18 protein-coding genes are annotated in these 21,011 nt (G+C 71.5%); 7 read left to right on the top strand and 11 right to left on the bottom strand.

Annotation, left to right across the window (positions count from 1 at the left end; translation table 11 throughout):
• The first annotated feature begins 60 nt into the window (after nucleotides 1-60).
• The 3 genes from lplT (at nucleotide 61) to RT282_RS14075 (ending at nucleotide 2,934) form a co-directional block, all read left to right on the top strand.
• A complete protein-coding gene (gene lplT, locus RT282_RS14085) occupies nucleotides 61-1,338 on the top strand; it encodes a lysophospholipid transporter LplT (protein WP_312304067.1) in 1,278 nt (425 codons plus the stop codon).
• A 67-nt stretch (nucleotides 1,339-1,405) separates the two neighbouring features.
• Nucleotides 1,406-2,275, top strand: a complete 870-nt coding sequence (locus RT282_RS14080; protein ID WP_313315161.1) for a DMT family transporter — start codon at nucleotides 1,406-1,408, stop codon at nucleotides 2,273-2,275.
• Between the two features lie 125 nt (nucleotides 2,276-2,400).
• A complete protein-coding gene (locus tag RT282_RS14075; RefSeq protein ID WP_313315159.1) occupies nucleotides 2,401-2,934 on the top strand; it encodes a hypothetical protein in 534 nt (177 codons plus the stop codon).
• A 31-nt stretch (nucleotides 2,935-2,965) separates the two neighbouring features.
• Here the strand turns inward: RT282_RS14075 and RT282_RS14070 are convergent, their stop codons facing one another.
• The 7 genes from RT282_RS14070 to RT282_RS14040 all read right to left on the bottom strand — a co-directional run bounded on the left by RT282_RS14070 (nucleotide 2,966) and on the right by RT282_RS14040 (nucleotide 9,729).
• On the bottom strand, nucleotides 2,966-3,733 hold the full coding sequence (locus tag RT282_RS14070; RefSeq protein ID WP_313315158.1) for a ProQ/FINO family protein: 768 nt from the start codon (nucleotides 3,731-3,733) through the stop codon (nucleotides 2,966-2,968).
• Nucleotides 3,734-3,823: 90 nt separating this feature from the next.
• Complete coding sequence (glcF, locus tag RT282_RS14065) at nucleotides 3,824-5,089, bottom strand: glycolate oxidase subunit GlcF (protein ID WP_313315156.1); 1,266 nt, start codon at nucleotides 5,087-5,089, stop codon at nucleotides 3,824-3,826.
• Between the two features lie 24 nt (nucleotides 5,090-5,113).
• Nucleotides 5,114-5,866, bottom strand: coding sequence for a YoaK family protein (locus RT282_RS14060; protein ID WP_313315154.1), 753 nt, complete (start codon nucleotides 5,864-5,866; stop codon nucleotides 5,114-5,116).
• A gap of 3 nt (nucleotides 5,867-5,869) precedes the next feature.
• Nucleotides 5,870-6,979, bottom strand: coding sequence for a glycolate oxidase subunit GlcE (glcE, locus tag RT282_RS14055; RefSeq protein ID WP_313315152.1), 1,110 nt, complete (start codon nucleotides 6,977-6,979; stop codon nucleotides 5,870-5,872).
• 113 nt (nucleotides 6,980-7,092) lie between these two features.
• Entirely contained in the window at nucleotides 7,093-8,001 is a 909-nt protein-coding gene (locus tag RT282_RS14050) for an SMP-30/gluconolactonase/LRE family protein (RefSeq protein ID WP_313315149.1), read from the bottom strand.
• Between the two features lie 67 nt (nucleotides 8,002-8,068).
• Nucleotides 8,069-9,358, bottom strand: a complete 1,290-nt coding sequence (locus RT282_RS14045) for an ammonium transporter (RefSeq protein WP_313315147.1) — start codon at nucleotides 9,356-9,358, stop codon at nucleotides 8,069-8,071.
• A 32-nt stretch (nucleotides 9,359-9,390) separates the two neighbouring features.
• Nucleotides 9,391-9,729 (bottom strand): P-II family nitrogen regulator, encoded by a 339-nt coding sequence (locus RT282_RS14040; RefSeq protein WP_312304050.1) that lies wholly within the window; start codon nucleotides 9,727-9,729, stop codon nucleotides 9,391-9,393.
• Nucleotides 9,730-9,879: 150 nt separating this feature from the next.
• Here RT282_RS14040 and RT282_RS14035 point away from each other — a divergent pair, with 150 nt between their 5' ends.
• Nucleotides 9,880-11,424, top strand: a complete 1,545-nt coding sequence (locus RT282_RS14035) for a YifB family Mg chelatase-like AAA ATPase (RefSeq protein WP_313315145.1) — start codon at nucleotides 9,880-9,882, stop codon at nucleotides 11,422-11,424.
• A 203-nt stretch (nucleotides 11,425-11,627) separates the two neighbouring features.
• The gene (locus RT282_RS14030) at nucleotides 11,628-13,358 is read left to right on the top strand and encodes a methyl-accepting chemotaxis protein (protein ID WP_313315143.1); all 1,731 of its coding nucleotides are present in this window, start codon (nucleotides 11,628-11,630) and stop codon (nucleotides 13,356-13,358) included.
• A 120-nt stretch (nucleotides 13,359-13,478) separates the two neighbouring features.
• Here the strand turns inward: RT282_RS14030 and RT282_RS14025 are convergent, their stop codons facing one another.
• Genes RT282_RS14025 through RT282_RS14015 form a run of 3 tightly spaced genes read right to left on the bottom strand, consistent with a single transcriptional unit; the run spans nucleotide 13,479 to nucleotide 18,084 of the window.
• Nucleotides 13,479-14,987 (bottom strand): ATP-binding cassette domain-containing protein, encoded by a 1,509-nt coding sequence (locus RT282_RS14025; RefSeq protein ID WP_313315140.1) that lies wholly within the window; start codon nucleotides 14,985-14,987, stop codon nucleotides 13,479-13,481.
• Complete coding sequence (locus RT282_RS14020; RefSeq protein WP_313315137.1) at nucleotides 14,984-16,879, bottom strand: ABC transporter permease; 1,896 nt, start codon at nucleotides 16,877-16,879, stop codon at nucleotides 14,984-14,986. The genes RT282_RS14025 and RT282_RS14020 overlap by 4 nt, the downstream gene beginning before the upstream one ends.
• On the bottom strand, nucleotides 16,879-18,084 hold the full coding sequence (locus RT282_RS14015) for an ABC transporter substrate-binding protein (RefSeq protein WP_313315134.1): 1,206 nt from the start codon (nucleotides 18,082-18,084) through the stop codon (nucleotides 16,879-16,881). The genes RT282_RS14020 and RT282_RS14015 overlap by 1 nt, the downstream gene beginning before the upstream one ends.
• Before the next feature lie 221 nt (nucleotides 18,085-18,305).
• On the opposite strand from RT282_RS14015, the gene RT282_RS14010 reads away from it, so the two are divergent.
• Nucleotides 18,306-19,079, top strand: coding sequence for a ferredoxin--NADP reductase (locus RT282_RS14010; protein WP_312304039.1), 774 nt, complete (start codon nucleotides 18,306-18,308; stop codon nucleotides 19,077-19,079).
• A gap of 195 nt (nucleotides 19,080-19,274) precedes the next feature.
• Here RT282_RS14010 and RT282_RS14005 read toward each other — a convergent pair whose 3' ends face one another.
• Nucleotides 19,275-20,339 (bottom strand): YihY/virulence factor BrkB family protein, encoded by a 1,065-nt coding sequence (locus RT282_RS14005; protein WP_313315131.1) that lies wholly within the window; start codon nucleotides 20,337-20,339, stop codon nucleotides 19,275-19,277.
• 117 nt (nucleotides 20,340-20,456) lie between these two features.
• Between RT282_RS14005 and RT282_RS14000 the strand changes: the two genes are divergently transcribed.
• Nucleotides 20,457-20,999 carry a shikimate kinase gene (locus RT282_RS14000; protein WP_313315129.1) on the top strand — a complete coding sequence of 181 codons (543 nt, stop codon included), beginning with the start codon at nucleotides 20,457-20,459 and terminating at the stop codon, nucleotides 20,997-20,999.
• The last annotated feature ends 12 nt before the right edge of the window (nucleotides 21,000-21,011 follow it).

The raw sequence follows: 21,011 nt of genomic DNA, 5'->3' as shown, positions 1-21,011 counted from the left end.
CCCGGAGTGTTTGGACTTTTCAATGACCATCAGCGCTGCTGATGGTTTTCTCGCCCCCCGATGAAGCGCGGTTTCTACACCATCATGTCGGCGCAGTTTTTCAGCTCGCTGGCCGACAATGCCTTGTTCGTGACCGCGGTTGAACTGCTGCGCACCAGCGGCGCTCCCGAGTGGCAGCGCGCCGCCCTGGTGCCCATGTTCGCGCTGTTCTACGTGGTGCTGGCGCCCTTTGTCGGCGCGTTCGCCGACTCCCAGCCCAAGGGCCGCGTCATGCTGCTGAGCAACGCCATCAAGATGGTGGGCTGCCTGATGATGCTCTACGGCTCGCACCCGCTGCTGGCCTACGCCGTAGTCGGCCTGGGCGCGGCGGCGTATTCACCGGCCAAGTACGGCATCCTGACCGAGCTGCTGCCGGCGTCCCAGCTGGTGCAGGCCAACGGCTGGATCGAGGGGCTGACGATCGCCTCCATCATCCTCGGCGTGCTGCTGGGCGGGCAGCTGGTGGCGCCGCATTTGTCGGGCGTGCTGCTGGGGCTGGACTTCCCGGTGCTGGACTTCGGCATCACCATGCCGGCCGAGGCGGCCATCATGGCGCTGGTGCCGATCTACGGCCTGGCCGCCTGGTTCAACCTGCGCATCCCTCGCACCGACGTGGAGATGCGCCCCATGCCACGCAACCCGCTGGCGCTGCTGCCCGACTTCTGGACCTGCAACAGCCGCCTGTGGCGCGACCGCCTGGGGCAGATCTCGCTGTCCACCACCACCCTGTTCTGGGGCGTGTCGGGCAACCTGCGCTACATCGTGCTGGCCTGGAGCGCCGCCGCCTTAGGCTACGGCGTCACCCAGGCCTCGGCCCTGGTCGGCGTGGTGGCCATCGGCACGGCCGTCGGCGCGGTGCTGGCGTCCATGCGCATGCGCCTGGACACCGCCACCCGCGTCATCCCGCTGGGCATCGCCATGGGCGTGTTCGTGATGCTGATGAACGTCATCCACAGCATCTGGCTGGCCATCCCCTTCCTGATCATCCTGGGCGGGCTGGGCGGCTTCCTGGTGGTGCCGATGAACGCCCTGCTGCAGCACCGCGGTCACAACCTGATGGGCGCGGGCCGCTCCATCGCCGTGCAGAACTTCAACGAGCAGGCGGCCATCCTGGGCATGGGGGCGTTCTACAGCCTGTCCACCAAGTTCGGCCTGTCGGCCTTTGGCGCCATCACCATCTTCGGCCTGGTGGTGGCCGTGGTCATGGCGCTGATAGGGCGCTGGCACCGCTACAACACGCGCTGCCATGCCCAGGAGATGGAGCAGCTGCTGAAGATCGCGCGCAGCGACCACCACTGACCCCCGCGCAACTCCTGTTTTCATAGCTGTCAGCGCTTGACGCACAAGGGCTGGAGCCGTTTTTCGCATGCATCCCCCCCTGCCCGTCCTGGCCCTGCTGACCAACGCCCTGATCTGGGGTCTGGCCTGGTGGCCGTTCCGGCAGATGCTGGGCGCCGGGCTGCACCCGCTGTGGGCCACGGCGCTGATGTACGCCGCCATCGTGCTGGGCTTCAGCGCGCTGCGCTCCGGCGTGTGGCGCCAGGTGCGCGCCGTGCCGACGCTGGCGCTCCTGGCCTTCAGCTCGGGGCTGAACAACGTGGCCTTCAACTGGGCGATCTCCATCGGCGACGTGGTGCGCGTCATCCTGCTGTTCTATCTGATGCCCGCGTGGGCCGTGCTGCTGGCCTGGCGCATCCTGGGCGAGCGGCCCACGCGCGCCGCGCTGGCGCGCCTGCTCGTAGCCTTCGCCGGCGTGCTGCTGGTGCTGTGGCCGGCCGGCGGCGCCGCCCGGCTGGGCGCGGCCCTGGGCCTGGCGGACGTGCTGGCCCTGCTGGGCGGCTTCATGTTCGCGCTGACCAACGTGCTGCTGCGCCGGCTGCAAGCCGTGGAGGCCCAGGCGCGCATGCTGGCCATGTTCACCGGCTGCACGCTGATGGCGCTGGCCGCCGCCGCGGCCGGCCACGCGCTGGGCCAGGTGCCGGCCTTTCCGCCGTTCGACATCGCCTGGGCCGGCGTGGCCACCGTGCTGACGCTGCTGCTGCTGGCCGGCAACTGGGCGCTGCAGTACGGCGCGGCACGCCTGGCGGCGGGCACCACGGCGGTGGTCATGCTCTCGGAGGTGGCGTTCGCCAGCGTGTCGTCCATGCTGGCGGGCAGCAGCGAGCCCTCGCTGCGCACGCTGCTGGGCGGCGCGCTGGTCATCGGTGCGGCCCTGGCAGCGGCGCGGCGACGCTGACACCCCTGACCTACAGCCGCTGGCGGCCCGGGCCGACGCGCTCCGTCGACCCAGGCACCCGGCAACGCCGCGGCGCGCCGTCAGGATGCGCGGGAGTGTCCCCATCCCCTGACAGGAGCGTTTCCATGCCCTCTGCCTTCCCTCTCACCGGCACGCGCCTGTGCATCGCCCTGGCCGTGGCCGGCGCCGCTGCCCTCACCGGCTGCCAGCGCAACGACCACACGCCACCCATCACCAACCAGCCGGCGCTGCGCGATATGCCCGGCAGCGAACCGGCCACTCCCCAGGCGGCTGCGCCGGCCGCCCAGCAGCCACCCGCCCTGCCATCGGACCCGGCCACGCCGTCGGAGGGCAACCGCAGTCCTGCGCAGGGCGACGCCACACCCGTACCTGCGCCTACCCAGGGCGAGCGTGCCGAAGTCAACCCGGCCGGCGCCAGCACCAGCTCGCCACCCCTGATGGGCCCGGGCACGGCAGACGCCGGCGCCTCCGGCCCGCCAGCCGGCAGCAATGCTGCGGGAGGGGTAGGCTCCAGCAGCCCGAGCACGACCGGCACCACGTCCGGCAGCCCCGGAGCGGCTGGCACGACGTCGGGCAACCCGCAGACCGGCGGTGCGGCCTCGGGCCAGGGCGGCGCCGCAGGCGCGGGTACGCAATAGCAGAGCGCCCGGCCGCGCCGGGCAGAGCTGATCAGCCCGCGGCCGGAGCCTCGCTCGCCGGGCCTTGCGCTGCCTCGCGCAGGCGGCGTGCGCGGGCCAGCTGCTGGGTGACCTGGCGGCGGTCCATGCCGTACATGTCGGCGAAGTGCTCGGGCGTGGCGCCGCTGGCTTCGAAGGCGCGCAGCAGCGCCTCGGCGCGGGCGTCGCGCTCGGCAACCTCGGCAAAGGCCTCGTCCAGCAGGGCGTTGGCCTTGTCGTCGCGCCCGCGCGCCAGGGCGTCGTAGGCCTCGCGCGTCAGGCCGCTGGCCTCGAAGGCCTGGGCGATGCGCCGGCGCAGCTTGGCCGTCAGGTCCTCGCCATCGCGCGGCTTGCGCCGGCGGAACACTTCCAGCAGGGCGTGGTGCACGTGCTCGGGCGCCATGGCTTCCACGGGCTGGCCCGACAGGTCGTGGCGCTGCTGGCCGTTGGCCACCACGTTGAGGTAGCGCGTGGAGCGCGTATGGATGGCCAGCGCCAGCTTGAGCGCGTCCTTGTCGATCTCTTCGTGGGCCGCCAGCAGGTCGTGGAAGATGCCGCGCTTGAGCGGTAGCGGCTGCGCGCCGAACAGCTGCGGGTGCCACTGGGCCAGCTGCTCCAGCAGCGGATGGGTGCGGCGCGGCGCCGCGGCGGCGCCCTGCTGCTGCGCGCCGGGCGCGCCTGCGCCGCGGCGGCCCCGCCGGGCGGGCCGCTGCTGGCCTTCTTGCGGCGCGGGTGCGGGAGAGGCTTCGGGTGCGGAAGGGGCGTTTACGGGATCGGTCATGGCTGCAAGAAAAAGCGCCGCATCGCGGATGCGGCGAAGCGGACGGAACCCGCCATCATGCCAGCACCCGCCGGCGGCGGGCCGTGCCGGTCAGGCGGGGGCGCCGGGCTCGGCCAGGGCGTCGTCCAGCACCTCGATCCAGTGGCGCACGGGCGTCTCGGTGCCGCTTTGCAGGTGCTGTATGCAGCCCACGTTGCCCGACAGGATGGCCGCCGGCGGCTGGTCGGCGAAGACCTCGCCCAGGGCGCCCAGCTTGCGGTCGCGCAGCTGGTGCGACAGCTCGGGGTTGAGCACCGAATAGGTGCCGGCCGAGCCGCAGCACAGGTGCGACTCGACCCGCGCCAGGCGCAGCGTGAAGCCCAGGGCGCCCAGGCCGCGCTCGACGCCGCCACGCAGCTTCTGGCCGTGCTGCAGCGTGCAGGGCGGGTGGTAGGCCAGCGGCGCAGCGGGCGGGTGCACGCGGCCCTGGAGCTGCGCCACCAGGTCGGGCAGCAGCTCGGAGAGGTCGCGCGCCAGGGCGCTGATGCGGGCGGCGCGCTCGGCGTACTGCGCGTCGTGCCGCAGCAGATGGCCGTACTCCTTGACGGTGACGCCGCAGCCCGAGGCGTTGATAACCAGCGCCTCGATCTCGGCACGCTCGATGTAGGGCCACCAGGCGTCGACGTTGGCACGCATCTGCGCCAGGCCGCCGTCCTGGTCGTTCATGTGGAATTTGACGGCGCCGCAGCAGCCGGCCTCGCGGGCGATGACGCACTCGATGCCGGCCGCGTCCAGCACGCGCGCCGTGGCGGCGTTGATATTGGGCGCCATGGCCGGCTGCACGCAGCCGGCCAGCATCAGCACCTTGCGCGCGTGGCTGCGCGTGGGCCAGGGGCGGGCACGCTGCTCGGGCGAGGAAGCGGTCGGCACCTTCTCGCGCAGGCGCGCCGGCAGCAGGCCGCGCACGGCCTGGCCGGCCTTCATGGCCGGGCCGAACAGCGGCGAGGGCAGGCCCTCCTTGAGCATCCAGCGCACGGCGCGCTCGGGGAACGGGCGCGGCACCTGCTCGTCGACGATCTTGCGGCCGATGTCCACCAGGTGGCCGTACTGCACGCCGCTGGGGCAGGTGCTCTCGCAGTTGCGGCAGGTCAGGCACCGGTCCAGGTGCAGCTGCGTCTTGCGCGTGGGCTGCTCGCCCTCCAGCACCTGCTTGATGAGGTAGATGCGTCCGCGCGGGCCGTCCAGCTCGTCGCCCAGCAGCTGGTAGGTGGGGCAGGTGGCGGTGCAAAAGCCGCAGTGCACGCACTTGCGCAGGATGGCCTCGGCCTCCTGCCCTTCGGGCGTACCGGCGTATTGGGGGGCTAGCGTGGTCTGCATGGTGTGTATCGCTCAGGTATCAGTTCAGTCTCGGAGCCGCGCGGTGCGGCGAAGGTCGGCCAGCAGAGGCGGCAGCGACAAGGCCAGCAGCAGCGCGGCCTGGGGCACCACCCACACGAAACCCACGTGCTTGAAGCCGGCAGCGCCCACCACGCCACCCACCAGGAACAGCCCCAGCAGGCTGGCGAAGAGCCGCGCGCGCCCGTGGTTGGCGCGTACACCTGCCGCGGGGGGCGTGCCGCGGCGGTTCCAGTACAGCATCCTGCCCAGCTCGATCCCCAGGTCGGTGACCACGCCCGTCATGTGCGTGGTGCGGATCTGCGCCGAGCTCATCTTGGTGACCACGGCGTTCTGCAGCCCCATCATGAAGGCCAGCAGCAGCACCGTGAGCGGCACGGCGAACGGCGTGGGCCACTGCTGCAGGGCCGCGCCCAGCAGGCCGAACATCAGCATCAATACGGCTTCCAGCAGTAGCGGCAGCGCCCAGGTGCCCTCCAGATGCTGTTGGCGTGCCCAGTTGACCAGGATGGCCGTGGTGCCGGCGCCGGACATGAAGGCCCACAGCGCGCCCACGGCCGCCAGCACCAGCGCGAATTCGCCGACCACCAGGCTGTCGGCCAGGGTGGCCAGGAAGCCCGTCATGTGCGAGGTGTACATGTGCACCGCCATGAAGCCGCCGGCGTTCATCGCCCCGGCGTTGAAGGCCAGCATCAGCCCCAGCGTGCGGTTGGTGGCCAGCGTGCGGTGGCGCGTCGTGAGGTGGCGCAGCACGCGCATGGTTCATCCGCCAGTGCCGGCGCCGAAGACTCCCGCCGGATCGAAGGCCTGGGACAGCCGCTGGTGGATCGCCGCCAGCGCCGGATTTTCAATATCAAAAAGGCCTGTAGCGCCCGCCCCATCAGCGTCAACAGCTATGAAAAGACTAGCACTACCGCCCGCCTGCCGGGCCAGCGCGGCCAGCTGCGGGCCGTGCTCGGGCGCAGCCTGCACCCAGCGCAGGGCGCCGTGCCACTCCACCAGCGGGGCGGCCACGCCCGCGGGCAGCAGCAGGACCGGCGCGGTCTGCGGCAGCGACAGGCGCCACAGCGCCAGCTGCGACGCCCGCTCGGCGAACCAGGGCAGGCGCTGGTCGCGGCAGTCCAGCCAGTCCTGGGGCACATGGGGCGCGTTCTGCAGTTCGCCGCCCATGCCGCGGCAGGCGGCCTGCACGGCGGCCTGGGCGCCGCGCAGGCGCACGTACAGCTGGCCGGTGCCGCCGTCTTCGACCCAGCAGCTGGCGTTCAGTGGCAGCGGCTGGCCGCCCCAGGCGTTCAGGCGCGCCAGCGCCTCGGCCTGGCCGCAATCGAAGCGCAGCGTGGCCTCGGCCGGGGCAAAGGGCAGCACCTTCAGGCTGACCTCGGTGATGGCGGCCAGGCGGCCCCAGCTGCCGGCCATCAGACGCGAAACGTCGTAGCCGGCCACGTTCTTCATGACCTGGCCGCCAAAGCGCATCAGCTCGCCGCGGCCGTTGATGATCTCCACGCCCAGCACGAAGTCGCGCACCGCGCCCACGCTGGCGCGCGCCGGGCCCGACAGGCCGGCCGCCACCATGCCGCCCACGGTGCCGCCGGCGGCAAAACGCGGCGGCTCGAAGGCCAGGCACTGGCCGTGCGCGGCCAGCAGCTCCTCCACCTCGGCCAGCGGCGTGCCGGCGCGCACGGTGATGACCAGCTCGCTGGGCTCGTAGCTGACGACGCCGGCCAGCGCGCGCATGTCCAGCGCCTGGGCGTCGCGATCGGCGCGGCTGTCGGGGTGGAAGGCTTTGGTGCCGGCGCCGGTGATGCGCAAGGCGGCGTGGCGTGCAGCGGCGTCGCGCACGCACTCCGAGATCTGGGCAAGGGCAGCGTCCATGGCCGACGATGGTACGCCCGCCCCCCGCCGTGGCGTCAGGCGGGGCTTTTGATTTTTTTGAACGCCCGGCGTGACGCCGGCGCATGGGCCGGCCAAGTCCAGGTCAGGTCGGCTCAGGCCAGTTCGCACCAGGCCACGGGCAGGCCGGGCACGTCCACGCGCGTGTGCAGCACCTGGCCGGCCAGTGGCCCCCGGTCCGAGGCCTGCGCCGTGGTGGCGAACAGCGTGCGCCCGTCCTGCCCGCCCAGGCAGGGCATGGTGGGGTACTGCGCGGGCAGGGGTAGCTCGGTCAGCACCCGGCCCTGGGGCGACAGGCGCAGCAGGCGCCCGCCCTCGTACAGCGCGCACCAGTAGGCGCCCTCGGCGTCGACGCAGGCGCCGTCCGGCCGGCCGCCGTAGGGCTCGCCCTCCTGGCGCGGCGCGAACTGGTGCAGCAGGCGCGACGCGCCCACGGGCTCATGCCGGGCGTCGCAGTCCCAGGCGCGAACGGCGTGGGTGGGCGTATCGGCGAAGTACAGCATGCGCCCGTCCGGCGACCAGGCCAGGCCGTTGCAGGTCGTCACGCCGCCCCAGATGCGCCGCGGTGCGGCGCCGGCGCGCAGGTCGATGCAGTACAGCGCCGACACCGGCTGGCGCGGGCCGCTGGCCGGTTCGTGGATGGTGCCAACCCACAGCCGCCCCAGCGCGTCGCACTTGCCGTCGTTGGCGCGCTGGGTGGCCGGATCGATGGGCAGGCGCGCCAGCTCGGTCAGCGACCCGCCCCACTCGGGCGCATGGCAGATGCGATCGCGCAGCGCCACCACCAGGCCGGCCGGCTGGCCGGCGCGCCGCGCGGGGGCAATGCAGCCGGGCTCGGACGGCATGGCCCAGCGCTCGGGCGCGCCGCCGTCCAGGGCCGCACGCAGCAGGCCGCGGCCGGCGATGTCCACCCAGTACAGGCGCTGCTCCTGCGGGTGCCAGAAGGGGGATTCGCCCAGCTGCGCGGGCGCGGACGGAGCCAGGGAGGTCCAGTGAGCGGTCATCGGACCATTGTCTGGCATCGGCCCGGCCGCGCCCAAACCCGTCAGCCAGAGCGCGCCGGGCCTGCGCTCAGCGGTGGTAGGCGCGCTCGCCGTGGCTGCTCAGGTCCAGGCCCTCGCGCTCGGCCTCCTCGGACACGCGCAGGCCCACGAGCAGGTCAGCCACCTTGTAGGCGACGAGCGACACCACGCCCGACCAGACGACGGTGAACAGCACGCTCTTGGCCTGGATCCACAGCTGCGCCCCCATGGCGAAGTCCGCGCCCTGCGTGCCGCCCAGGCCGGGCGCGGCAAACACGCCAGTCAGCAGGGCGCCGACGATGCCGCCCACGCCGTGCACGCCGAACACGTCGAACGCGTCGTCGGCGCCCAGCATGCGCTTCAGGCCGCCCACGCCCCACAGGCACACCAGGCCGGCGATCAGGCCGATGGCGATGGAACCCATGGGCCCCACGAAGCCCGCCGCCGGCGTGACGGCCACCAGGCCCGCCACCGCGCCCGAGGCCGCGCCCAGCATGGATGCCTTGCCCTTGTGCAGCGCCTCCCCCGCAATCCACGACAGCGTGGCGGCCGAGGTGGCCAGCACCGTGTTCACAAAAGCCAGGCCCGCCGCGGCGTTGGCAGCACCGGCCGAGCCAGCGTTGAAGCCGAACCAGCCCACCCACAGCAGCGACGCGCCCACCATGGTCAGCGTGAGGGAGTGCGGCGTGAACGCCTCGCGGCCGTAGCCGATGCGCTTGCCCACCATGTAGGCACCCACCAGCCCGGCAATGCCGGCGTTGATGTGCACCACGGTGCCTCCGGCGAAGTCCAGCGCGCCGTCGGCGCCCAGCAGGCCGCCGCCCCAGACGATGTGCGCCATGGGCACGTAGCTGAAGGTGAACCACAGCAGCGCGAAGACCAGCACGGCGGCGAAGCGCATGCGCTCGGCAAACGAGCCCACGACCAGCGCCACCGTGATGGCCGCGAACGTCCCCTGGAACGACAGGAACACGTACTCGGGAATGGTCGGGAGGGCGCCGAAGGTCTCCATGCTCACGCCCCGCAGGAATACCTTGGCGAAATCGCCGACGAAACGGCCCTCGCCTGAGAACGCCAGGCTGTAGCCGTACAGCGCCCACAGCAGCGAGACCAGGGCGAAGATCACGAACACCTGCATCAGCACCGACAGCATGTTCTTGGCGCGGCCCAGGCCACCGTAGAACAGCGCCAGGCCCGGCAGGGTCATCAGGATGACCAGCAGCGTGGAGGTCAGCATCCAGGCGGTGTCGCCCGCGTCGATGCGCGGGGCGGCGGGCGCCTGGGCCAGCACGGGGACGCTGACCGCCAGCAGCGCCAGGACGCAAGGGGCACGAAACATGTGCTTTTTCATCATCATGGTGTTCCTCCCGCTCACAGGGCCTGTTCACCGGATTCGCCGGTGCGGATGCGCACCACCTCGTCCAGCGTGGTGACGAAGACCTTGCCGTCGCCGATCTTGCCGGTGCGTGCGGCGCGCTCGATGGCCTCGACGGCGCGCTCCACGAGGGCGTCGGCCATGGCGGCCTCGACCTTCACCTTGGGCAAGAAATCCACCACGTACTCGGCGCCGCGATACAGCTCGGTGTGGCCCTTCTGGCGGCCGAAGCCCTTCACCTCGGTCACGGTGAGGCCCTGCACGCCCAGCTCGGACAAGGCTTCGCGCACCTCGTCGAGCTTGAAGGGTTTGATGATGGCGGTGACCAGTTTCATGGGGGCGCTCCTTCGCAAGGATGATGTGGATACATCCCCTGCATTGCAGGGACCGTGCCACGCCCCGCGCAGGGGTACATTGCGGGCAGATCAATGGCCCGCTGCACCACATGCGTGCACGCGGCGCACCAAACGAGGGAGAAACACGCGATGAGCCTTGCCCTGGTGCAAAGCCGCGCCCTGCTGGGCCTGGCGGCGCCCGCCGTCACCGTCGAGGTGCACCTGGCCCCCGGGCTGCCCAGCTTCACGCTGGTGGGGCTGGCCGAGGTCGAGGTGAAGGAGGCGCGCGAGCGCGTGCGCTCGGCCCTCACCAACGCCGGCCTGGAGTTCCCGCACAACAAGCGCATCACCGTCAACCTGGCGCCGGCCGACCTGCCCAAGGACTCGGGCCGCTTCGACCTGCCCATCGCCCTGGGCCTGCTGGCGGCCAGCGGCCAGATCGACGCCGCGCGGCTGGCCGGCTGGGAGTTCGCCGGCGAGCTGTCACTGTCGGGCCAGCTACGCCCGGTGCGCGGCGCGCTGGCCACGGCGCTGGCCCTGGCCGCCGAGGGCGGCGCAGCCGTGCCCATGGTGCTGCCACCGGGCAGCGCCGAGGAAGCTGCCCTGGTGCCGGGGGCGCGCATCCACCGCGCGCGGCACCTGCTGGACGTGGTGCGGCGCTTCCTGCCCGAGCCGGTGCAGAAGGAGGAGGACGACGACAACGACGGCTGGCAGGCGCTGCGCCCGCAGGCCGCCCCGGCCGCCGCGCACGGCCCGGACCTGGCCGACGTGAAGGGCCAGGCCGGTGCGCGCCGCGCGCTGGAGATCGCCGCGGCCGGCGGCCATGGCCTGCTGCTGGTCGGCCCGCCGGGCTCGGGCAAGTCCATGCTGGCGCAGCGCTTTGCCGGCCTGCTGCCACCGATGAGCGTCGGCCAGGCGCTGGAGAGCGCGGCCGTGGCCAGCCTGGCCGGGCGCTTCGAGCCCGGGCGCTGGATGCAGCGCCCCACCGCCGCCCCGCACCACAGCGCCAGCGCCGTGGCGCTGGTGGGCGGGGGCTCGCCGCCGCGCCCGGGCGAGATCTCGCTGGCGCACGAGGGGGTTTTGTTTTTGGACGAGTTCCCCGAATTCGCCCGCAGCGCGCTGGAGGCGCTGCGCGAGCCGCTGGAGAGCGGGCGCATCACCATCGCCCGTGCGGCGCAGCGTGCGGACTTCCCGGCGCGCTTTCAGCTGGTGGCGGCCATGAACCCCTGCCCCTGCGGCTTCGCCGGCTCGCGCCAGCGCGCCTGCCGCTGCAGCCCCGAGCAGGTGGCGCGCTACCAGGCGCGCCTGAGCGGGCCGCTGCTGGACCGCATCGACCTGCACGTGGAAGTGCCCGCGCTGGCACCCGAAGAGCTGCTGGCCGCCCCGCCGGGCGAGGCCAGCGCCCCCGTGCGCACGCGCGTGACCGCCGCCCATGCGCGTGCGCTGGCTCGCCAGGGCAAGGCCAACCAGGCGCTGGCCGGCCAGGAGATCGACCAGCGGGCTCACCTGGACGACGCCGCCCGGGCCTTCCTGCAGACCGCCGCCGCGCGCCTGGGCTGGTCGGCGCGCGGCACCCACCGGGCGCTGAAGGTGGCGCGCACCATCGCCGACCTGGCCGGCAGCGAGGCCGTGGGCGTCGCCCATGTGGCCGAGGCCGTGCAGTACCGGCGCGTGCTGCGCGCCGCGCCCGGCTAAAGTGCTTTCTTTTTCATAGCTGCCAGCGCTTGACTGGCGGGCGCTGCAGCCACTTTTTGCTTGAAACTCGCCGGGGCCTGCCTCCGCCCTGCCGCCGCGCCGAAGCCGCGCGGCACTCAAGCGATGGCCCGCACCTGCCGATAACGGGGCCTGCGGCCCTGGCGTGCACGCCGCGCGCTCCCGTCTTTCACCTCACCTCCCCCATGAAGAACCTCAAAATCGGCACCCGCCTGGCCGGCGGCTTTGCCCTTGTCCTGCTGCTCATGACCCTGATCACCGCCGTCGGCGTGTGGCGCCTGCAGACCGTGGCGCAGGCCACGGGCGCCATGACGCAGCAGCCCCTGGCCATGGAGCGCATGATCAGCGACTGGTACCGCTACGTGTACGCGGCGGCGCGGCGCACCAGCGCCATCGTGAAGAGCTCCGACCCGTCGCTGGCCCAGTTCTTCGCCGCCGACACGGCCATGACCACGCGCGAGGCGGCCGAGCTGCAAAAGCGCATCGAGGCGCTGCTCTCCAGCGCCGAGGAAAAGGCCCTGTGGGCCGAGATCCAGCAGGCGCGCAAGCAGTACCTGACCACGCGCGACCAGGCCGTCAAGGCCAAGGGCGAGGGCCGCGCCGAGGAGGCCGAGCGCCTGCTGATGGAGGTGGTGCAGCCCGCCACCGAGGCGTACGTCAACGTCATCCAGCGCCTCTTGGACATGCAGCGCGCGCGCATCGACGCCACCGCCCGCTCCATCGCCGCCACCTATGGGCAAAGCCGGCTGTGGCTGATCGCGCTGGGCGTGCTGGCCCTGGCGGCAGGCGCGCTGTGCGCCTGGTGGCTCACGCGCGGCATCACCCGTCCGCTGGCGCAGGCCGTGCAGGTGGCGCGCGCCGTGGCCGCCAACGACCTGACCAGCCGCGTGCAGGTGCATTCCCAGGACGAGACCGGCCAGCTGCTGCAGGCGCTGCACGACATGAACGCCAGCCTGTCGCAGGTGGTGGTGCACGTGCGCACCGGTGCCGAGGGCATCGCCACGGCCTCCAGCCAGATCGACGCGGGCAACCAGGATTTGTCGGCGCGCACCGAGGAGCAGGCCAGCTCGCTGCAGCAGACGGCCGCCTCCATGGAGCAGCTCACCGGCACCGTGCGCCAGAACGCCGACAACGCGCGCCAGGCCAACCAGCTGGCCACCAGCGCCGCGCAGACCGCCGTGCAGGGCGGCGAGGTGGTGGCCGGCGTGGTGCAGACCATGGACGCCATCAACGACGCCAGCCGCCGCATCTCCGACATCATCGGCGTGATCGACGGCATCGCTTTCCAGACCAACATCCTGGCGCTGAACGCCGCCGTGGAAGCCGCCCGCGCCGGCGAGCAGGGCCGGGGCTTTGCCGTGGTGGCCGGCGAGGTGCGCCAGCTGGCCCAGCGCTCGGCCGCCGCCGCCAAGGACATCAAGGCGCTGATCCAGGACTCGGTGGCGCGCGTGGAGCAGGGCTCGCACCAGGTGGGCGAGGCCGGCCGCACCATGCAGGCCGTGGTGGACAGCGTGCAGCGCGTGAGCGATTTGGTGGCCGAGATCACCGCCGCCAGCCAGGAGCAAAGCGGCGGCATCGAGCAGGTGCACCAGGCCGTCACCCAGATGGACCAGGTGACGCAGCAAAACGCCGCGCTGGTGGAGGAATCGACCGCCGCCACCGGCGCGCTGAAGGCACAGGCCTCGCAGCTGGCGGCGGCCGTGAGCGTGTTCCGCGTGGAAGGCGGTGCCGCTGCGACCGTGCGTGCCGCTGCGGCTGCGAAACCGGCCGCCATGGCCGCACCGGCGCGCGCGCCCCTGCCCGCGGCCGCACGTCCGGCGCCGGCGCCGGCGCCGGCGCGCAAGACCTTGGCCCCCGCGCCAACCCCCATGGCTGCCGCCGCGCGCGGCGCCGACGACGAGTGGGAAAGCTTCTGAATCTGTGCACCAGTCGACCGGCCCGTCGCTCCTGAAAAAGGAGCTACCAGTGCATGCTGGTCGGCCACCGCAGGCTTTTTTGATGTCCGGAACACCCCTGCGGCCACGGGCTGTTGTGCATCACACGCCCAGGTACTGCCGCCGCGCCGCCGCGTCGCCCGCCAATGCCGCCATCGGCGCCTGGTGCACGATGCGGCCCTTTTCCAGCACGCAGGCGCGGTCCGCCACGGCTTCGGCCAGGGTCAGGTTCTGCTCGCACAGCAGGATGCCGACGCCCTGCTCTTTCAGTGCACGGATGGCGTGGGCCATCTGCTCGACGATGACGGGCGCCACGCCCTCGGAGGGTTCGTCCAGCAGCACCAGGTAGGGCTGGCCCATGAGGGTGCGCGCGACGGTGAGCATCTGCTGCTCGCCGCCGCTCATGCGCCCGCCCGGGCGGTGCGGCATCTCGCCCAGGTTGGGAAAGAGCTGGAACAGGCGCTCGGGCGTCCAGTGCGGCGCGGGCTCCCCGCCGGGCCAGGTGCGCGGCGGCTGGCGGCCGGTTTCCAGGTTCTGCAGCACCGTGAGGTCGGTGAAGATGCGCCGGTCCTCGGGCACGTAGCCCAGCCCGGCGCGGGCGATCTGGTGCGCAGGCCGGCCGCGCAGCGGCTGGCCCATGAAGTCCACGCGGCCCTCGGTGCGCGCCAGCAGTCCGGCGATGCTTTTGAGCGTGGTGGACTTGCCCGCGCCGTTGCGCCCCATCAGGGCCACGACCTCGCCGCGCGCCACGCTCAGCGACACGCCGTGCAGGATGTGGGCGGCGCCGTACCAGGCGTTCAGCCCCTCCACGGCGAGCAAGGGTGTTTTTGGCACTTCAGCCTTGTCCGGCAAGCGCTGGCAGCTATTGTTTTCGGAGCTGCCGAGATAGGCCGCCTGCACGCGCGCGTCCTGGCGGATGGCCTCGGGCGTGCCTTCGGCCAGCAGCTGGCCGCGCACCAGCACGGCCACGCGGTCGGCCTGGCCGAAGACCACGTCCATGCTGTGCTCGGTGAACAGCACGCCCATGCGCCGCTCGCGCGCGATGCGGCGCACTAGCTGCATCAGCTGCACGCGCTCGGCGGGCGCCATGCCGGCCGTGGGCTCGTCCATGAGCAGCAGGCGTGGCCCGTGCGCCAGGGCGATGGCCAGCTCCACGCGCTTGACGTCGCCATAGGCCAGCTCGCTGCACGGGCGCTGCGCCTGCTCCTGCATGCCCACCTGCGCCAGCAGCGCCAGCGCGTCCTGCGCCCGGTGCGCGCCGGCGCGGCGCCACCAGCGCCAGGCATGGCCATCCGCCGAGAGCAGCGCCAGCTGCACGTTCTGCAGCACGGTGAAGCTCATCAAGGTCTGCGCGATCTGGAAGGTGCGGCCCACGCCCAGGCGCCAGATGGCGCGCGGCGGCAGGCCGGTGATGTCGCGGCCGCCCAGCAGCACGCGCCCGCCGTCGGGCGCGAGCTGCCCGCCGGCCATGTTGAAGGTGGTGGTCTTGCCGGCGCCGTTGGGGCCGATGAGGGCCAGCAGCTCGCCCTCGGCCAGGTCGAACGAGATGCCCTGCACGGCCTGCACACCGCCGAAGGACTTGGCCAGATTCTCCACGCGCAGCAAGGTCATGGCGCTCCCTTTTTGAGAGCTGTCCGCGCTTGCCACGCCTGCGAAAAACCCGAAATTCCTTGTGGAAAAAGCAGCACCAGCAGCAGCATCACGCCGCCCAGCAGCGCGCGCCAGTATTCCGTGCCGCGCGCCACGCTGTCGTGCAGCCAGGTGAACGCGCCCGCGCCCACGATGGGGCCGGAAAGCTGCTGCATGCCGCCCAGCAGCACCATGACCAGCGCATCCACCGACTTGGTGACCGACAGCGCATCGGGCGCCACGCTGCCCTTGGAGTACGCCGCCAGCGCCCCCGCCAGGCCCGCGAACAGGCCGGCCACGACGAAGGCCACCCACTGCGTGCCGCGCACGTCCAGGCCGATGGCCTGCGCCCGTGCGGCCGAGTCGCGCGCCGCGCGCAGCGACCAGCCCAGCGGCGCGAACAGCATGCGCCGCAGCAGGTACAGGCCCGCCGCGCACACGGCCAGCGCCAGCCAGTAAAAGCCCGCACCCTGCGCCAGGGCCTCGGGCGGCCAGACGCCGGTGATGCCGTTGCTGCCGCCCGTCACGCCGTCCCACTGGAAGGCGATGGCCCAGGTGATCTGCGCGAAGGCCAGCGTGAGCATGGTCAGGTACACGCCCGACAGGCGCACGCAGAACCAGCCGTAGAGCAGCGCGCCCGCCGCCGCCAGCAAGGGCGCCAGCAGCAGCGCCACGCCGAACGGCGCATCGGCCCAGCGCACCAGCAGCGCCGCGCCGTAGGCGCCCAGGCCGAAGTACGCTGCGTGGCCGAAGGAGTGCATGCCGCCCGGCCCCAGGATGAAGTGCAGGCTGGCGGCGAACAGCGCGGCAATCGCCATGTCAGTCAGCAGCACGGTGGCGTAGCTCTCCTGCCCCGCCGCGAAGGGCAGCAGCGCCAGCACGGCCAGCAGCGCCCACCAGGCCACGGTGGCGGCGCGGCCCGCGGGGCGCAGCGGTCGCTCGGGCGCGCCCGGCGTGCGTGCGGCGGCCTGGGCGCGGCCCATCAGGCCCCAGGGGCGCCAGATGAGCACGGCCGCCATGACCAGGAATTCGACCACCAGCGTGAGCTTGGAGAACGACACCTCCACCCCGCCGATCTGCACCAGGCCGAGCCAGATGCACACGGCCTTCAGCTCCGCGATGACCAGCGCCGCAACGAAGGCGCCGGGCAGCGAGCCCATGCCGCCCACCACCACCACGACGAAGGCCGCGCCGATGGTGAGCATGTCCAGCTCCAGGCTGGCGGGCTCGCGCGGCAGCTGCAGCGCGCCGCCCAGGCCGGCCAGCAGCGCGCCCAGCGCGAACACTCCCGTGAACAGCCAGGCCTGGTTCACGCCCAGGGCGCCCAGCATCTCGCGGTCCTGCGTGGCCGCTCGCACCAGCGTGCCCCAGCGCGTGCGCGTGAGCAGCAGCCACAGCAGCAGCAGCACGACGGGGCCGACGGCGATCAATAACAGGTCGTAGGCGGGAAAGCGACGGCCCAGCAGGTCCACCGCGCCCTCCAGCCCCAGCGCGCGCGGGCCGAACAGCTCTTCGGGCCCCCACAGCCACAGGGCGGCGTCCTTGATGACCAGCACCAGGGCGAAGGTGGCCAGAAGCTGCAGCAGCTCCGGCGCGCGGTACAGGCGGCGCAGCAGCAGCACTTCCACCGCCGCGCCCAGCAGGCCCACGGCCAAGGGCGCCAGCAGCAGCGCGGGCCAAAAGCCCATGGCGCCGGACAGCCGCTCCACGCACGAATACGCCACGTACAACCCCAGCATGTAGAACGAGCCGTGGGCGAAATTGACGATGCGCGTGACGCCGAAGATCAGCGACAGCCCCGCCGCCACCAGGAACAGCGTGGATGCGCCCGCCAGGCCGTTGAGCAGCTGGGCCAGCAGCCCGGAGAGGTCCATCAGGGGGCCGCGGGGCGGAGCTTTTTCACTTCCTCATCGCTGGGCTGGAACTTGCCGCCATCCCTGTATGTGAAGTCCACCATCACGCCCTTGCCCTGCTGCTGCGCGGTCTTGCCGACGTAGGCGCCCATGGTGGACTGGTGGTCTTGCGTGCGATAGGTGATGGGGCCGAAGGGCGTCTTCACCTCCAGGCCGCGGAAGGCGGCGATGAGCTTTTCGGTGTCGGCGCTGCCGGCCTTCTTCAGGCCCGCGGCGATCGACAGGATGGCGTTGTAGCCCACCACCGAGCCCGCGCGCGGGTAGTCCTTGAAGCGAGCCTGATACGCGTCCAGAAAGGCCTTGTGCTCGGGTGTCTGGATGGCGTACCAGGGGTAGCCGGTGACGACCCAGCCGGTGGGCGTCTCGGTCTTCAGGGTGTCCAGGTACTCGGGCTCGCCCGACAGCAGGCTGACCACGCCCTTGCCCTCGAACAGGCCGCGCGTGTTGCCTTCGCGCACGAACTTGGCCAGATCGGCCGCGAACAGCACGTTGAAGATGGCGTCGGGCCGGGCGTCCTGCAGCGCCTGCACCACGCTGCCGGCGTCCACCTTGCCCAGCGGCGTGGCCTGCTCGGCGACGAACTCCACATTGGGCTGCGCGGCCTTGAGCAGCTGCTTGAACGTGGCCACGGCCGACTGGCCGTATTCGTAGTTGGGATAGACGATGGCCCAGCGCTGCTTTTTCATGGCCGCCGCCTCGGGCACCAGCATGGCCACCTGCATGTAGGTGGAGGGGCGCAGGCGGAACGTATAGCGGTTGCCGTTCTCCCACACGATCTTGTCGGTCAGCGGCTCGGCGGCCAGGAAGAAGCGCTTTTTCTGCTGCGCGTAGTCCGTCAGCGCCAGGCCGACGTGCGACAGGAAGCTGCCGGTGAGCACGTCGATCTTCTCGCGCGCATACAGCTCCTCGGCGGCGCGCACCGCGTCGGCCGGGTTGCCGTTGTCGTCGCGGGTGACGAGTTGCAGCTTGCGGCCCGCCACGCCGCCGGCCGCGTTGACTTGGCTTACGGCCAGCTCCATGCCCTTCTTGTAGGGCTCCAGGAAGGCCGGCTGGGCCTTGTAGCTGTTGATCTCGCCGATCTTGTAGACGCCCTGGGCGTGGGCCTGGGCGCCCAGCAGGGTGGTGGTGACAAGGGCGAAGGCGGCGACGTGCAAGCGGGGCAGCATGATCGGTGGTTTCCTTTTGTCGCAGGTCAGTGCAAGGGGAGGCAAATGTACCCGCGGGGCGCGTTTGCTCCACAATTTACGGGTTTGCCCGCAGCGACGGCGCAACGTGTGTCGTTGTGTATGTCGGCTTATGACGGCGTTGCATATCAAAGCGGCGACACTCTTGCCCGCACATTGCCAGCCCCAATCCTCCTCTCTTTTTGCCACCCATCCCATCACCCATGAGCGCATTCCTCGAAGAGCGTGTCCTGTCGGTGCACCACTGGACCGACCGCCTGTTTTCCTTCACCACCACGCGCGACACGGCGCTGCGGTTCTCCAATGGCCACTTCACCATGATCGGCCTGAAGGTGGATGGCAAGCCGCTGCTGCGCGCCTACAGCATCGTCAGCGCCAACTACGAGGAGCACCTGGAGTTCCTGTCGATCAAGGTGCCCGACGGCCCGCTGACCTCGCGCCTGCAGCACATCCAGGTGGGCGACACCATCGTCGTGGGCAAGAAGCCCACCGGCACGCTGCTCATCGACTACCTGCTGCCGGCCAAGCGGCTGTACCTGATCTCCACCGGTACGGGCCTGGCGCCCTTCATGAGCCTGATCCGCGACCCGGAGACCTACGAGAAGTTCGAGGAAGTCATCCTGATCCACGGCGTGCGCGAGGTGGCCGAGCTGGCCTATCACGACTACATCACCGAGGAGCTGCCCAAGCATGAGTTCCTGGGCGAGCTGGTCACCAAGCAGCTCAAGTACTACCCCACCGTCACGCGCGAGCCCTTCCGCAACCAGGGCCGCACCAACGAGCTGATCGAAAGCGGCAAGCTGTTCACCGACCTGGGCGTGCCGCCGCTGTCGCCGCTGGAAGACCGCGTCATGCTGTGCGGCAGCCCGGAGATGCTGGCTTCGCTCAAGGAGCTGCTGGAAAAGCGCGACTTCGAGGAAGGCAACACCACGCGCCCGGGCGACTTCGTCATCGAGCGGGCGTTTGTAGAGAAATAGGGAACAACCCCCTGCGCGGCTGACGCCGCTTCCCCCTTCTCTCGAATGGCTGCGCCATTCGGGAAGGGGGACGACGCCACTGGACCGGCAGAGCCGGATCCACGGCGTCTGCTGGTAGGGCGTAGCGCCGGTTTTTAGCAGCGCTCTTTTTTTAATAGCTGCTAGCGCTTATTCGGCGGGCGCTGCAGCCGTTTTCTATGCTTTTTTTGGTGACGTGCCTGCGCCGCTTGGCGCAGCGTCTTGGCGGGCCATGCGGGCCAGTTCGGTGAAGTCGGCAGGCTGCTCGAAGCTGGCCTGGGGCGGCTGCTTGCGGCCGCCCTGTGTGTCGGCGGCTGCGGGACGGGCAGCGGCGGCTTCCAGGGGGCTGGATTGTTCATGCAGCGCGCGGGCGCAGCTGGCGGCGAACAGCAGCACGGCCGACGAGAAGTAGATCCACATCAGCAGCACCACCAGCGAACCCGCCGCGCCGTAGGCGGAGACCACGGCGGCAGTGGACAGGTACAGCGCCAGCGCCTGCTTGCCCACGGTGAACAACAGCGCGCCCACGAAACCGCCGAAGACCAGACAGGGCATGGGCGGGTGGCGCCCGCCGCCCATGCGCATCAGCCCGACGAACAGCAGCACCGTGACGGCGAAGGCCACCAGCTCGTTGATCAGGCTCAGCACCACGCCGGAGGAGTCGAACGGCAGCCAGTTCCCGGCCCAGGTGGCCAGCACCTTGATGGCGGTGGACAGCACCAGCGATACCAGCAGCAGGAAACCGATGGCCAGCACGTAGGCCAGCCCGCGCAGGCGCAGCGACGCCAGGCGCCACCAGGCCGGCTTGCCGCCGACGGGGTCCTTGGCCGTCTCGGTGGCCCACAGCCGCTCCAGCGCCGATTGCAGCTCGACGAACACCCCCGTGGCGCCCGAAGCCAGCAGCACCAGCGCCGCGATGGAGGCCAGCCGACCTTGCGCCGGTTCCTTGGCGCTCTCCAGTGCGCCGCGCACCACCTCGGCCACGCGCTCGCCGACGACGCTGTGCACCTGGGCGATCAGGCTGCTCTCCAGGTACGAGCGGTCGAACCACCAGCCCAGCACGCCCACCACCAGCAGCAGCAGCGGCGCCAGGCTGAGCATGCCGTAGAACGACATGGCGGCGCTCATGCGCAGGCCGTCGGCGTCCATCCACAGGGATACGGCCCGCATGAAGGGCTTGGCCGGCTCCGCCAGCTTCTCTGCGCGGGCCTTCAGGGATTGCAGCGATGGCGACAGGGACATGCGCCGCATTGTGCGGGCGGGACGCAGCCAGCGGCGTCAGCGCAGGCCGCGTGGCACTGCCGTGGCCCGTAAACTCGGCAGCCTTAGCCACCAGCCGCCTCATCCGCCACTCCAGCCATGCCGCCAACACGCTGCGCCCTCGTCGGCCTGCCCGGTTCGGGCAAATCCACCGTGGGCCGCCAACTGGCACGCCGCCTGCAGCTGCCCCTGGTCGACCTGGACCAGCGGCTGAAAGAGGTGCTGGGCACCAGCATCCGCCAATACTTCGAGGAGTGCGGCGAGGACGCCTTTCGCGACCGCGAGCAGGCCCTGCTGGCCGAGCTGGCCGCCGAGCCCGGCCCCATGGTGCTGTCCACCGGAGGTGGCGCCGTGCTGCGCGAGGCCAACCGCAGCGCCCTGCGCCAGGGCTTCAGCCAGGTGTTCTACCTGCGCGCCACGCCCGAGGACCTGTGGCGCCGCCTGCGCCACGACCAGACCCGCCCGCTGCTGCAGGTGGACAACCCCCTGGCCCGCCTGCGCGAGCTGCACCGCGTGCGCGACCCGCTGTACCGCGAGGCGGCAAATTACGTCATCGAAACGGGCCGGCCGACGGTGCACACGCTGGTGAACATGGTGGCCATGCAGCTGGAGATGGCGGGCGCCGTGCCCGCGCGCACCTGAGCGCTGGCGCGC

It is taken from the genome of Pulveribacter sp. (assembly GCF_032079985.1).
GTDB lineage: Bacteria > Pseudomonadota > Gammaproteobacteria > Burkholderiales > Burkholderiaceae_C > Melaminivora.
This window is presented reverse-complemented; position numbering and strand designations above follow the sequence as displayed.

Excerpts from the sequence above, each read along its gene's own strand:
- lplT (WP_312304067.1), top strand. The coding sequence starts at position 61 with ATGAAGCGCGGTTTCTACACCATCATGTCGGCGCAGTTTTTCAGCTCG.
- RT282_RS14080 (WP_313315161.1), top strand. The coding sequence starts at position 1,406 with ATGCATCCCCCCCTGCCCGTCCTGGCCCTGCTGACCAACGCCCTGATC.
- RT282_RS14075 (WP_313315159.1), top strand. The coding sequence starts at position 2,401 with ATGCCCTCTGCCTTCCCTCTCACCGGCACGCGCCTGTGCATCGCCCTG.
- RT282_RS14070 (WP_313315158.1), bottom strand. The coding sequence starts at position 3,733 with ATGACCGATCCCGTAAACGCCCCTTCCGCACCCGAAGCCTCTCCCGCA.
- glcF (WP_313315156.1), bottom strand. The coding sequence starts at position 5,089 with ATGCAGACCACGCTAGCCCCCCAATACGCCGGTACGCCCGAAGGGCAG.
- RT282_RS14060 (WP_313315154.1), bottom strand. The coding sequence starts at position 5,866 with ATGCGCGTGCTGCGCCACCTCACGACGCGCCACCGCACGCTGGCCACC.
- glcE (WP_313315152.1), bottom strand. The coding sequence starts at position 6,979 with ATGGACGCTGCCCTTGCCCAGATCTCGGAGTGCGTGCGCGACGCCGCT.
- RT282_RS14050 (WP_313315149.1), bottom strand. The coding sequence starts at position 8,001 with ATGACCGCTCACTGGACCTCCCTGGCTCCGTCCGCGCCCGCGCAGCTG.
- RT282_RS14045 (WP_313315147.1), bottom strand. The coding sequence starts at position 9,358 with ATGTTTCGTGCCCCTTGCGTCCTGGCGCTGCTGGCGGTCAGCGTCCCC.
- RT282_RS14040 (WP_312304050.1), bottom strand. The coding sequence starts at position 9,729 with ATGAAACTGGTCACCGCCATCATCAAACCCTTCAAGCTCGACGAGGTG.
- RT282_RS14035 (WP_313315145.1), top strand. The coding sequence starts at position 9,880 with ATGAGCCTTGCCCTGGTGCAAAGCCGCGCCCTGCTGGGCCTGGCGGCG.
- RT282_RS14030 (WP_313315143.1), top strand. The coding sequence starts at position 11,628 with ATGAAGAACCTCAAAATCGGCACCCGCCTGGCCGGCGGCTTTGCCCTT.
- RT282_RS14025 (WP_313315140.1), bottom strand. The coding sequence starts at position 14,987 with ATGACCTTGCTGCGCGTGGAGAATCTGGCCAAGTCCTTCGGCGGTGTG.
- RT282_RS14020 (WP_313315137.1), bottom strand. The coding sequence starts at position 16,879 with ATGGACCTCTCCGGGCTGCTGGCCCAGCTGCTCAACGGCCTGGCGGGC.
- RT282_RS14015 (WP_313315134.1), bottom strand. The coding sequence starts at position 18,084 with ATGCTGCCCCGCTTGCACGTCGCCGCCTTCGCCCTTGTCACCACCACC.
- RT282_RS14010 (WP_312304039.1), top strand. The coding sequence starts at position 18,306 with ATGAGCGCATTCCTCGAAGAGCGTGTCCTGTCGGTGCACCACTGGACC.
- RT282_RS14005 (WP_313315131.1), bottom strand. The coding sequence starts at position 20,339 with ATGTCCCTGTCGCCATCGCTGCAATCCCTGAAGGCCCGCGCAGAGAAG.
- RT282_RS14000 (WP_313315129.1), top strand. The coding sequence starts at position 20,457 with ATGCCGCCAACACGCTGCGCCCTCGTCGGCCTGCCCGGTTCGGGCAAA.